Source organism: Clostridium sp. LIBA-8553, from assembly GCF_057782465.1.
Genome location: NZ_CM173489.1, coordinates 1,118,213 through 1,131,074, shown reverse-complemented (window position 1 = coordinate 1,131,074; position 12,862 = coordinate 1,118,213). Strand labels below are relative to the sequence as shown.

Sequence of the window (12,862 nt, the reverse complement as noted above, 5' to 3'; positions counted from 1 at the left end):
TTATTTAGCCTCCTCTATTTTTACTAAAGTTTTGTTAGCTATAAACATTGCAAGAAGTACTGCTGTGATACCACCTACTAACTTAGCAACTATCATAGGGAATATCATATCTGAATTAAATCCAGCTGTGAATCCTAAGTGGTCACCTAATACGAAAGAAGCTGATACTGCAAAAGCAACGTTTATAATCTTTCCTCTGTCATCCATGTCTTTTAACATACCAAACATTGGGATATTATTTGCTAAGCTGGCAATCATACCTGCTGCAGCTATTTCGTTCATTCCTAAGATTTTTCCAAGTCCCATTAAAGGTTTCTTGAATACTTTAGTGATTATATAAACTAGTGGAAATGCTCCTGCTAAAACTATAGCAATATCTCCAACTATTTCTATACCTTCGCTTATTGGGTTCATTCCTGGAATTATTACTATTCCTGTTAAAGCTTCTATAATAGCAGATGCTAAAGCTAAAGTTATGATTATAACAACTCCTTTTCCGAAGTAATTAAATCCTTTAATCATAGCATTTTCAGCTTTCATTAAACCTATAGCTATTAAAACTGCAAATATTATTATTGGAACTAAGTTTTTAAGAACCATCATTACTGGGAAACCTGCAACTAATCCTCCAACGAAAGCTCCTATTGGTATAGTTATTATTCCTGCTAAAATTCCTGTTGCTAAGAATTTATGATCTTTCTTTTCTATGATTCCTAATGATACTGGTATAGTAAATACGATAGTAGCTCCCATCATAGATCCTATTATTAAACCACTGAACATTCCAGCTTGTGGATCTTGTGCTAAACTTGCTGCAAGTGGTGCTCCTCCCATGTCATTTGCAAGAATTGAACCTGCAAACATTGCTGGGTCTGCTCCTAATGCATTAAATACTGGTGTTACTATTGGTCCTAAAACGTTAGCAAGTACTGGTGCTAAGCAGATAACTCCGACCATTGCTAAAGCTAATGATCCCATAGCCATAATACCTTCTTCAAATTGTGCTCCAATTCCAAACTTATTTCCTAAGCACTTGTCAATAGCACCTAAAACCATACATCCAACCATTATATAGATTATAATTTCATTAATACTCATTTCTCTTCCCCCTTATTCTCAAAATTGTTTTATGTCTTTCACTTTAAAAACTAAGCTTATTCATCTCAAGTGATTAATCATAAATAAATTTATATTTATTCTACTCAACAAATTTCAAAGCATTTCTAATTTATTTAATCTCTTTTACTTTCTAAAAGAAATTAGTCAATAAGTTCTAAATAAAATAGAATCTTTTTAGAAATCGACTTAATCATTATTTCACATAATTTATTAAATTAAATTCTTTGCTATTTCACTATGTACAAAAGGAATTATTGAAACATTTATAATATCCTTACTCTGTAAAACAGCTTGTCCTTCCCTCATTCCATTTTCTACACTACTTAAATCTCCTGAGACTATGTATACAAGCTTTCCACCAATTCCAAATGCTAACTGAAGCTTAACCAGATTAACATCACTGCTCTTTAAGGTCTTGTCTAAAGCTAATATACCTGATGAAACCTTACCTGTTTCCATTATTCCAATGGCTTTATCTTCTATGTTCTTTTGAGAATATTTTCCCTTAAGGGCCTTTATTATGTCATCATGAATAGAGTTTATAATAAAGCTTCCAACTAAATATTTCTCTCCAAGACTTTCTCCAAACTCAATGGCTTCTTTAACCTCTCCAGCATCTCCACTAACAATTAAAAAGAATTTTCCTGGGCAAATACTTTTAAGATAAGAAACCTCAACAAAAGCCTTTTTAACAACTTCATTTGAAATCTCAATACCTTTGCTGATACTTCTAAACTCTAAAGCTCCAATGCTTTTATTCATATAAATCCCTCCAAACCTAAGCATTCCTTTCCCTTTTATCTTAAGTTTTAGACTATATTTTAAGCGAGTATTAAGTTCTTAGCTATCCCTTTATACCAACCTTGGTAATCAGTTCTATCTAAAAAGCAATACTAATTTAAAACTGAGCTAAAATTTATATGGTATTAAAATAAATACCAAGCAAAAATGCTTAAGATTTTATGCTTATTATAAGAACCCTAGCTTAAAGTTTTTACTCTTCTTCTAGATCTATAGAATCTACAATGCCAACTATGGCAGCATCTATAGGAACTTCTCTGTTTCCAATTGATTGTCTTGCGGCACCGCCCTTAGTTATAAGAACAGTATCACCAATACCAGCACCAGCATTATCAGCAGCTACAAATAAGCCTTCCTTCTCCTTATCTTTACTTATAAGAAGTCTAACTATTAAAAACTTTTGTCCATTTAGTTTTTCATCTTTTCTGGTTGCCCACACATTTCCTACTACTTTTCCTATTTCCATAATACTCTCACTCCTAATTCTCTTATTGATACCATCTTAGAATGTAATTGCTACTTAAAATATGGATGACTCTTAAAAACCTTTTAAGAAAGCCTCCTATAAAAAATCTTATTTATACCACTCCCTGTGTTTATATAAAACAAAAGGAGTAGCTATAGTTTTAATATACGTTTTTAAGTATTGGGATTTACTGATTACTTCTAGGTTGATTTTTATATAAGCGCCTTCCCCCTTATGATCCTAAAAATCATCCATATTAAAAAAGCTTAAGTTACTCTAAGAAAGCACAATATTCAAATTATTTATGCGTATATAGTCCTTTGCTAAAGGAGTAATTATAGCCTTTTTATCCACTATTAATGTTCTTACTCCATTTATGTGTGGCTTTCTTAAATCACTTTCTGATACTAATTTTTTATTTGAAAGATTTATTGTGAACTCATCTTCAATAATGGAAGCTTCTAAGTTCTTTTCTCCTTCACTCTTATTTTCATCACATAGACAAAGACTTCTGTTTATTTCTTCCTTAATTTCATTAGAAGAAACCTTTTCACCTTTGTTGCCTATTGAAATCTTGTTCAAGTCATCAATAACTTCTATGCCATAAGCTAGAAGCTCTTCCTCAAACTTAATGTATTTATTATATAAAACTTTTGGAGCTGTATTTTTGTACTTTCTGTATTCAATACCCTCCTCAAGAATATAAACTTTCTTACCTTTTAAAAGCATTTCTAAAGCAAAGTTCTCTGCCTTTGTTGTGCATGTTCCTTGAGCTATGTTACTAAGGCCTTTAATACAAAGTTTTGATATAAGTAAAATATCGCAGTCCTTGCATTCTGATGTTAATGGATTGATATGAAATTCTCTTAAGGCTTCTTTATAGAAATCAACATTAGTCTCTCCAATTACAACAATAGACTTTTTCTTTTCTAAAGAATTACTTTTATTACTTTCCTCTTGAATTCTTTTATAAATTTCATCTACTAAAAATTCAATCAGCTTTTCATAATTCATATTAATTTTTACCTCCCTTCCATTTAGAGGTTTCTTTTGACCTATCTCACTCTTCTTAAAGAATCTACTTTAGAATCTTTAATTTATTAAGCTAATTCTTTATAAAATCCTAATTAGCTTTTAAACTTTTAATCTATAAAAATTAACGATTTTAGCTTTACACTTTGTTTCAAAGTTTTTGACCATTAGAAAAATTTCTAAAAACAAAGCCTAAATTTTAAACATTTATACTTAAGTTATTACTTCGCTTATTTTCCTACTATTAAAGCGAAAGTTCCTTTTGAAAATCCACAAGCATTAGCCTCATCATAGTCAATATGCATAAAGGTTCTGTAATCATCGCTAACTCTTACAATAACATCATCAAATATCAGAGGTCTTTTTCCTAATACCTTAACTTTTACGCTATCGTTATTACTAACCCCAAATTTCTTTGCATCCTCTGGTGTCATATGTATGTGTCTCTTAGCAACCATTAATCCTCTATTTAAAGCTATAGCAGCTCTATCTGTCGAAATTGTTATTTCTGCAGTATTATCTAAATCTCCACTTAATTTAACTGGAGGTATAGATCCTAAAACTAAAGCATCTGTAAATGAAACTTCTACTTGTGTTTCCTTTCTAGGTGGTCCTAAAACCACAACATTATCGATATTCCCTCTAGGTCCTGATATAGTAACTCTCTCTTTACAAGCATACTGACCTGGTTGAGATAAATCTTTTATTCTAGTAAGCTCATATCCTTCTCCAAACAATATATCTATATGTTCCTGACTTAAATGGACGTGTCTACCTGAAGCCTCAACTTCTATAAAAGCCTCATTCTTAACTCTTCTAACTACTTCCTCGATAATGTCATGTAATAGATTGTCCATAGCTTCCTCCTATTTCTCGTATTTCCCTGTTCTAACTTTAAAGATCATAATCCAAAATACTGAGGATAGTCTGTTTAAGGCTCTAATTAAATCTTCTCTCTCAACTTGTCCATATTCACCTTTAAAGGCTTCATAAGCTGAAAGTTCTGTTTCTCTTGTTAAGGTTCTTAAAATATTTAGTGCAGCCACTATTTCACCCATTTCATAAGTTGGCATTTCATGTCCTATGCCAAAGTATTTTTTAGGGTTATGTGATTTTTCTCTAAGATCCTTTTCTGTCATTCCTTGAAGAGAAAATCCTTCTAAAGGCTCACTTAAAACCTCGCATCTTAATATTCTACCTGTAAAGCTTAATATCTCTTGAAGGTCCTCCACAAGCTTATTCATTCCCTGTTTGTGACAAAGAACTTGGGTTTCTACGATTCTTGCTTCAAGAGAATCTATCTTTCCTCTGAATATTATTCTCTTATGATCTTTAAATACAAGAAGATTTCCTGTTAGATGTGTCATATGTTCTGGCTTTTCATCTAACTTTGCTCCAAAAACAGTTTCATACTTGTATTCTTTTTCCCTAACAACTTCTCTAATTATCTCTTTAGGTTCTGTTTCTTTATTTAATTTTTCTTCTTCAGAATTAACATAAACTAAATTTATATTATGTTCAGCTAAATAAGATTTGGCAGATGGAGTTATTATCTCTCCCTTAACAACCTTAAACTCCTTTAAGGATTTTAGGTCTTCTCTACTTAATCTTTTTCTTACCTCACCTTCTGTCAAAACAGCCATTTCATCACATCCCCTATTAGATGTACAAAAGGGATTATATTAAAGTGATTATTTTAAATAAAACTTATAATAATATGAAGAGAATATTTGGCTAAGATTTAGAATTTAAGCTATTACGTAGAAGTCGTTACGTTAAGAAGATTAGACTACCTTTTAAATTTAATACAATTTCGCTAAGTTAAATTGAATTATTTCAATATACCAAATCAAAATTTGGATTTTCACTTAAGGTTCTAAACTTTGACAACTACTTCATAGTAATAGCTATAAATTCTTAGTGAATTCCAGTAATTCTTGGAATATATTTATAAGTTTTATATAAACACTTTATACATGCCCTAGTTACAACTTTTTATTATTCAGCTTTTGGTGCCTTTGGTAATATAGCATCAACTTCGAAGTGTGGTCTTGGGATTACGTGTACTGAAACTAAATCTCCAACTCTTTCTGCAGCAGCAGCTCCAGCGTCAGTAGCAGCTTTAACAGCTCCAACATCTCCTCTAACCATAACAGTTACTAATCCTCCACCAACTTGCTCTTTTCCTACTAATTGAACATTTGCAGCCTTAACCATTGCGTCAGCAGCCTCTATTGCTCCTACTAATCCTCTAGTTTCGATCATTCCTAATGCGTTTGCGTTTGCCATAATAAATTCCTCCTCAAAATATCCTTTTTAATTTTTTAATTTTTTAATTTTTTGACTTTAAATTGCTTTTAACTTAATTTTAAACCTTTTTTGTTAAAATTTCACACGGACCTTTTTAGCCCTAGTATTTTTGCATCTTTTTGACTTGAAGTGTTTTAACTTTATATTTATATATGAGTCTAAAGATTTTTCTCTAGACTTTTAATATTGCTTTAGTCTTAAAATTAAATTCTAATCTAAGACTAAAACATATTAAGCATTTTAAACCTTTCAGCTTCCAACTAGTGGAAATAATTTATAAGATTAAATCTTATAGTTTACATTAAAATCAATTTATCTTATAAAATTACTTAAGTTCTTGAATAATCTTCTTAACTAAGAAGTTTATTAACTCTTCCTTATCGCCTAAGTCTAAACTTGCGGCAACTTCTCTTGTAGCATCATTAGCTAACTCTCTAATATCTTCAAGTTCTCTAACTCCATAAGCTACATTTCTTGTATTCATTAAATCTAATGGACCTACATTGTGTGATGTAGAACTTCCTCCAACAGCACCGCATCCTAATGTTAAGGCAGGTACTAGATTGTTTGTAGCTCCTATTCCACCAAGAGCTCCTGGTGAATTTACTACCATTCTTGAAACTGGCATTTCTAATGCAAATCTCTTAACAAGTTCCTCATTATTTGCATGCATACAGAATGTATGTCCAGCTCCTTCATTTAATAATATTTCTTTACATTTATTTAATACAGCATCTACATTCTCTTCTACATAGAAAGTTAAGATTGTTGTTAACTTTTCTCTTGAGAATGGATACTTGTGTCCAACATGACACTCTCTTGGAACTAAAACTCTTGCCCATGAAGGTATTCCTTCTAAGCCAGCTAATTTAGCTATAGCCTGTGGAGTTTTTCCAACTATTTGTGGGTTCATGGTTCCATTTGCTCTCATTACAAATTTAGAAAGCTGGTTTGCTTGCTCTTCAGTTAAGAAGTAAGCTCCTTGTTCTTTTAATTCTCTAACAACAACTTCTTCCATAGCTTTTTCAACTATTATTGATTGCTCTGAAGCACATATTGTTCCATTATCAAAAGTCTTAGAATCTAATATTCTCTTAACTGCTACTTTAACATCTGCACTCTTATCTATGAAAGCTGGTCCATTTCCTGGTCCAACTCCTATAGCTGGTGTTCCTGATGAGTAAGCAGCTCTAACCATTGCTTCTCCACCAGTTGCTAGTATTAATGCAGTGTCTTTGTTCTTCATAAGCTCATTAGTTCCTTCTATTGAAGGTACTGTGATGCATCCTATAGCCCCTTCAGGGCATCCTGCTCTCTCAGCTGCAGCTGCTATTATCTTAGCTGTCTCAATAATACATTTTTTTGCACTTGGATGTGGTGATAAAACAATTGCATTTCTAGCTTTTATTGAAATCATAGCCTTATAAATAGCTGTTGATGTTGGGTTTGTTGAAGGGATAAGACCTGCAACAACTCCTACTGGTATCATTACCTTGAAAACTCTCTTCTCAACATCCTCATCTACTATTCCAACTGTTTTAATATCTTTTATTGAATCATAAACACTTTTTGCTGCGAAAACATTTTTTAATATCTTGTCTTCCCATTTTCCAAAGCCTGTTTCTTCATTTGCCATTTTAGCAAGCTTCTCAGCATTCTCATAAGCAGCTTCTGAAATTGCTTTTACAATTCTATCTATGTCTTGCTGACTCATAAGTGCTAACTTGCTTTGAGCCTCTTTAGCCTTTCTTATAAGTCCCCTAGTTTCTTGAATGGAAACTAAGTCTCTATCTAAAAATTCCATTAACTTTCACCTTCTTCTTTATATTTTAGTAGTACATCTACTAAATCTTTTTTCTTTAGAGATTTAAGCTTGTTAGAAGTTATGTTAATATTTAAGGATTTTATTTTCTTTCTTAATTCCTTAACACTCATTTTAGATATTTCTTTTATATCCATGGAATTCACTTCTTTATTTAAAGGCTCTGTAGTCTTGTCTTCTGAAGTTTCTTCCTTATCTTCTATAAGTTCAGCTTTTTCAGCAACTTCCTCTAAAGCTTCCTTTGAGGTTTCTTCATTTTCAGAGATTACTTCAATTTCTATTTCCTCTATTCTAGAAACTTTTTCTTCTGGGCTTTCCTCTTTAATATCTTTAACACATTTAACAACATCTTCTTGCAGGTCTTCCATTTCAGATTCTGTTTCTTCTAAAATAGCTTCCACCATCTCATCTTTTATTTCTTCATAAACCTCTTCAATCTCTTCTTCCACTTCTTGAATTTCTTCTTGTATTTCCTCTTCTGAATCTTTGCTATTCATTAAAAGAGCTTCTACCTCATCATCAAGTCTTGGAATCACATGAGCACTTCTTAAACTTCCAATCCTACTTGCATAATTTTCAGCAGACTCCACTGCAGCTTGTACAGCATCAACATCTCCTGTAATTTTTACTGTTACGATTCCTCCAGTAACCTTTTCTATTCCAATCAAATCAACACTTGCAGCTTTTAGAGCTGTGTCTGCCGCACATATAGCTGGCACATACCCTATAAATTCTATTAATCCTAAGGCTTTTCCCATATTTTTAGCCTATTAGAATCCTAATGGATTACTAGCTACTGATTGTACTGCCTCTGCGAAGGCATCACATGCCGCTTTACATGCTGATTGTGATCCTGTAAGTAAGGCTCCTGCAAAGTTTGTTTCTGTTGGAGGTGCAAAGAATTCACACATTTCAACGTCTGCAGCCTTTAATGCTGCATCTAAAGCATACATTGCTTCTAATGGAGGAGCTACTAAATAAGCTAATGCTTCCCCTTCTCTTATTCCAGCTGTTTTTGAAAGATATGATCCAGTTCTTGATACACATTGAGCATAATAACAAATTGAATCATCTTCATTTGCACTTATGAATCCAACTCCGCTATCAATGAAATCTAAAGTAGCATTTAATCCACTTCTAACTTCAGCAGGGCTTGGTCCAGCAAGGATACCAATTACTTCTCCAGCTAACTTTGTTGAAGCATTTCCAGCTCCTGCATACATTGATCTAGCATAAACTACATCAACCTCTGCTGCTTTTGTAGCCTCATCTAAAGCTGTATATGTTACATCATCACAGTCAGCTGTGATTAATCCTAAACTCTTGTGATGTGGTTCTAATTCTAATTTTTTAGCCATCTCTGGACTAACATTTGATATTATCTTAACGCTTAAAACATTAGGACGTATTAAATCATTTTTCATGCTTAATTCCCTCCAAACTTATTATTTAAGATCTATTCCTGAAGCTTTTTTATCTAACATTGTTTTTATTAACTCTGCAATGTGAGCTCCTGCTTCAACGGCAGTTGTTCCACCTTTATGAATGTTTGATATAACTGTTCTCTTAGCCTCTGGCATTCCAACCTTTGGTTTATATGCTATGTAAGCTGACATTGATTCTGCAGTTACAAGACCTGGTCTTTCTCCAACTAGTAAGCAAACAACATCTGCACCAGTTGCTTCTCCTACTGCATCCATAGATGGAACTCTACAATATTTAACGAATAATATAGGTCCAACCTCTAATCCATACATTTTTAATCCTTGTTCTATTGAAGGAAGAATGTCTTCTAAGTTAGCTTCTATAGCAGCTGAGCTTAATCCATCTCCAACCATGATTTGAACTTTAGGATTTTTAGCACATTTTTCTTTTATAAACTCTATTGTTTCTGGTGAAAACTTTCTTCCAAGGTCAGGACGAGTTACATATTCATCCTTATCAGTACACATAGTTTTTACAGGTATTAAGTTATTCTTCTTAATAAACTCCTCTGAAACATCTGAGAATACTGAGTCTTGAGCTGCAGCATGGTCTGCTCTAACTCTTAAAGCCGTTATAGTCTTATATCTAGCACCAGCTCTTCCTGTTCCAAGTCTAGCTGGAGTTTTAGCTTTCATAGCTAAATAAGCCTCTCTATCAGCTGGATCATCGACTAAAAGCTGTTTCTTTATATCTATTTCTGTAATATCCGGTATAAACTCATCACTTTCTACTTGAGATTGATTTTGAGTAACTTCCTTAACCACTTTTTCTACTGATTGCATATCAACTTGTCCAACCATTTGGCTAACTAATTGCTCAACCATTAGTTTTAAATCTTTTTCGTTCATAACTCTCTTCTCCCTCCTATCCTAAAAGTACAGATGCATCTCCTGCTTTTTTAGTAAGCTTTCCATTTTCATCTACGAATCCCATTTCAACTAACCAATCTTGGAATTCCTTAATAGCTGTTAATCCAAAAATTTCTCTTAAGGCAGCTGTTTCATGATATCCTGTAGTTTGGTAGTTAAGCATTACGTCATCTCCATGTGGGATTCCCATGAAGTAAGTACATCCTGCTGCTGTTAATAATACAGCTAAATTTTCTATATCATTTTGGTCTGCTTTCATGTGGTTTGTATAACATGCATCACATCCCATTGGTATTCCTGTTAATTTACCCATAAAATGGTCTTCAAGACCTGCTCTTATAACTTGTTTTGAATCATATAAATATTCTGGTCCTATGAATCCAACAACTGTGTTAACTAAGAATGGTTGGAATCTCTTAGCGAATCCATAACATCTAGCCTCCATAGTTACTTGGTCAACTCCATGGTGTGCATCTGATGAAAGCTCTGAACCTTGTCCAGTTTCAAAGTACATTACATTTGGACCTGTAGCTGTTCCATGTTTTAAAGCTAACTGTCTAGCTTCTTCTATAGTAGCTGCATTAAATCCAAAAGCTTCGTTTCCTTTTTCAGAACCTGCTATTGATTGGAATATTAGGTCTGTTGGAGCACCTTGTCTTATAGCTTCCATTTGAGTTGTTACGTGAGCTAATACACAAGTTTGAGTTGGGATTTTAAACTTTTGTTTAACTTCCTCAAATCTCTTTAATACCTTAGTAACACTCTCAACTGAGTCATCAACTGGGTTTAATCCTAAAACTGCATCTCCAACTCCATAAGTTAATCCTTCTAATAATGAAGCCATTATTCCATCTGGATCGTCTGTTGGATGGTTTGGTTGAAGTCTTGCTGATAAAGTTCCTTTTTCACCGATTGTTGTATTACAGTGAGCTGTTACCTTTATTTTTCTTGCTCCATATACTAAATCCATGTTAGACATTAATTTTGTTACAGCTGCTACCATTTCAGAAGTTAAACCTCTTGAAATTCTTCTTATATCAGCACCTGTTGTATTGTCATCAAGTATCCATTCTCTGAATTCAGATACTGTCCAGTGTTTTATTTCATCATAAACTTTTTCATTTACATCGTCTTGAATTATTCTTGTTACCTCATCTATTTCATAAGGAACTGCTGGGTTATTTCTTAAATCCTCTAAAGTTATATTTGATAATACAACCTTTGCTGCTACTCTCTCCTCTGAAGACTCCGCAGCTAATCCAGCTAATTTGTCTCCTGATTTCTCTTCATTTGCCTTAGCCATAACCTCATTTAAAGATTTGAAAGCATAGACTTTTCCAAATAATTTTGTTTTTAAAATCATTTCTTATCCTCCTTCCAATTAGTTAAAAACTAGTGTTTTTATAACGACAGGTAATACTTTTCCCTCAGCAATTGGTGCTCCAAGGTCTATGTAATCACCATTTTCAACCTTAATACCATCAATACAGATAATTTCTTTTTCGAAATTAAGTAAGGAATATATTGCTTGCCCCAAAACCTTAGCCATATCATTTTCAACAACCACTATGAGTTGTCCATCTTTGTCTATTAAATCCTTCATTCCATTTACAAGACCTTTTGCATATTCTTGTATTTCTTTAAAGGATGGGTTCTTTTTACCATTAATAGCTATAGCTATCTTTTGAAAGTCATTTTCTAATCTAAACCACTCTATTTTCTTTTTAAGAGCTTTTTCTAGTTCTTCTGATCCTTGACTCTCATCTTCTAGACTAAGCTTTAATATAGGTAAGTTTTTTATTGGGAAACTATCCTTTGTGTAAGTAATTGTACTTCCACTTATTTCTGTTGTATGAGAACCAGCTCCTACAACAGTGGCTCTTATGGTTTCAATGGCTTTTACTACTTTAAGCTTCCTACATAAATCTGAGTTTTTAATAGCTTGTCCTAGTATTATTCCAATATCACCATATTTAAAATAGTCTTGAACTTCTCCCTCATAATATATATAATCTGCAACTCCTCCTGAGAAGGATATGCATTTTATCTCTGTTTCCAAGGCTATACTTTTATTAGTTACTATATAATCAAAGTATTCATCCTTAGATCTTAAGCCAACACTTTCTTCTAGCCATTTCACCATCATATCAACTACTGGCTTTATATTTTCTAATGTAGCTCTAGTTCCTACTTCTAGTCCTAGATTCTTTTCTTTTATTATCTTTTCTATTTTAGGCGAAATATAAGTTATCTCTCTTGTACTTGGATTAATCTTTATAAGTCTTCCTCCTACATCAAGACATCCTGTTTCTTTCACCTCACCTCTTAGGAATAGTGCAAGGTTACTTGTTCCTCCTCCAATGTCTATATTTACAACACTGGTTGAATGTTCCTTAGAATAAATATGTGCTCCAGCACCCTTTCCAGCTATGATACTTTCTAGGTCTGGCCCAGCTGTTGCCACAACAAAGTCTCCAGCAAATCCACTTAATGTATGTAATACATCATTCGCATTTTCTTTTCTAGCTGTCTCTCCAGTTATGATTACTGCACCTGTCTGAATATCATCCTTATTTATTCCAGCTTTTTTATATTCTTCTTCAATGATTTCTTTTATTCTCTGTCCATTTATTTCAGTATTTGAAATAAGTGGTGTAAAATAAACTTCACTTCTATAGATAATTTCCTTATCTACAATACTTATTCTTGGAACGGTAAAAGCTGATGCTTCATTTTCAACTATTAACTTAGAAAATATAAGCTGAGTTGTACTTGTACCTATATCTATTCCTACACTTAAAAGTTCCTCTTTCACCCTTTCACCCCCTTGATACCTTCCAAAAATTTTATAAGTTGTTATTTTTCATACCAACTCATAACACCCTAATTAAATTCTTTAGCTTATAAACATTAGTATTATTTTTATTCAGTCAGTGCTTAGAGTCTTATCTAAAAAAC

The 12,862-nt window shown here is 32.8% G+C and carries 13 protein-coding genes; all 13 read right to left on the bottom strand.

From position 1 onward, the window contains the following. Positions 1-1,098 carry an ethanolamine utilization protein EutH gene (eutH, locus tag AC2JAQ_RS04905; RefSeq protein WP_488458183.1) on the bottom strand — a complete coding sequence of 366 codons (1,098 nt, stop codon included), beginning with the start codon at positions 1,096-1,098 and terminating at the stop codon, positions 1-3. Positions 1,099-1,329: 231 nt separating this feature from the next. Beyond that, the gene (locus tag AC2JAQ_RS04900) at positions 1,330-1,881 is read right to left on the bottom strand and encodes an ethanolamine utilization microcompartment shell protein (RefSeq protein WP_488458182.1); all 552 of its coding nucleotides are present in this window, start codon (positions 1,879-1,881) and stop codon (positions 1,330-1,332) included. A gap of 232 nt (positions 1,882-2,113) precedes the next feature. Then, positions 2,114-2,386: a EutN/CcmL family microcompartment protein gene (locus tag AC2JAQ_RS04895; RefSeq protein WP_423238416.1), complete on the bottom strand. Its 273-nt coding sequence runs from the start codon at positions 2,384-2,386 to the stop codon at positions 2,114-2,116. Positions 2,387-2,662: 276 nt separating this feature from the next. Then, positions 2,663-3,400, bottom strand: a complete 738-nt coding sequence (locus AC2JAQ_RS04890) for a TIGR02536 family ethanolamine utilization protein (RefSeq protein ID WP_488458181.1) — start codon at positions 3,398-3,400, stop codon at positions 2,663-2,665. 248 nt (positions 3,401-3,648) lie between these two features. After that, positions 3,649-4,275, bottom strand: a complete 627-nt coding sequence (gene eutD, locus AC2JAQ_RS04885; protein ID WP_488458180.1) for an ethanolamine utilization phosphate acetyltransferase EutD — start codon at positions 4,273-4,275, stop codon at positions 3,649-3,651. A 9-nt stretch (positions 4,276-4,284) separates the two neighbouring features. Continuing rightward, a complete protein-coding gene (locus AC2JAQ_RS04880) occupies positions 4,285-5,061 on the bottom strand; it encodes a cobalamin adenosyltransferase (RefSeq protein WP_488458179.1) in 777 nt (258 codons plus the stop codon). A gap of 355 nt (positions 5,062-5,416) precedes the next feature. Further along, positions 5,417-5,707: an ethanolamine utilization microcompartment protein EutM gene (eutM, locus tag AC2JAQ_RS04875; RefSeq protein WP_423238420.1), complete on the bottom strand. Its 291-nt coding sequence runs from the start codon at positions 5,705-5,707 to the stop codon at positions 5,417-5,419. A 346-nt stretch (positions 5,708-6,053) separates the two neighbouring features. Further along, a complete protein-coding gene (locus AC2JAQ_RS04870; protein ID WP_488458178.1) occupies positions 6,054-7,532 on the bottom strand; it encodes an acetaldehyde dehydrogenase (acetylating) in 1,479 nt (492 codons plus the stop codon). Then, positions 7,532-8,308, bottom strand: a complete 777-nt coding sequence (locus AC2JAQ_RS04865) for a BMC domain-containing protein (RefSeq protein ID WP_488458177.1) — start codon at positions 8,306-8,308, stop codon at positions 7,532-7,534. Before AC2JAQ_RS04865 ends, AC2JAQ_RS04870 begins: the two co-directional genes overlap by 1 nt. A gap of 12 nt (positions 8,309-8,320) precedes the next feature. Next, positions 8,321-8,974 carry an ethanolamine utilization microcompartment protein EutL gene (gene eutL / locus AC2JAQ_RS04860; RefSeq protein WP_060795611.1) on the bottom strand — a complete coding sequence of 218 codons (654 nt, stop codon included), beginning with the start codon at positions 8,972-8,974 and terminating at the stop codon, positions 8,321-8,323. 21 nt (positions 8,975-8,995) lie between these two features. Continuing rightward, positions 8,996-9,883 carry an ethanolamine ammonia-lyase subunit EutC gene (eutC, locus tag AC2JAQ_RS04855; protein ID WP_488458176.1) on the bottom strand — a complete coding sequence of 296 codons (888 nt, stop codon included), beginning with the start codon at positions 9,881-9,883 and terminating at the stop codon, positions 8,996-8,998. Between the two features lie 16 nt (positions 9,884-9,899). Then, the gene (locus tag AC2JAQ_RS04850) at positions 9,900-11,267 is read right to left on the bottom strand and encodes an ethanolamine ammonia-lyase subunit EutB (RefSeq protein WP_488458175.1); all 1,368 of its coding nucleotides are present in this window, start codon (positions 11,265-11,267) and stop codon (positions 9,900-9,902) included. 18 nt (positions 11,268-11,285) lie between these two features. Beyond that, entirely contained in the window at positions 11,286-12,719 is a 1,434-nt protein-coding gene (gene eutA, locus AC2JAQ_RS04845) for an ethanolamine ammonia-lyase reactivating factor EutA (protein ID WP_488458174.1), read from the bottom strand. Positions 12,720-12,862: the final 143 nt, after the last annotated feature.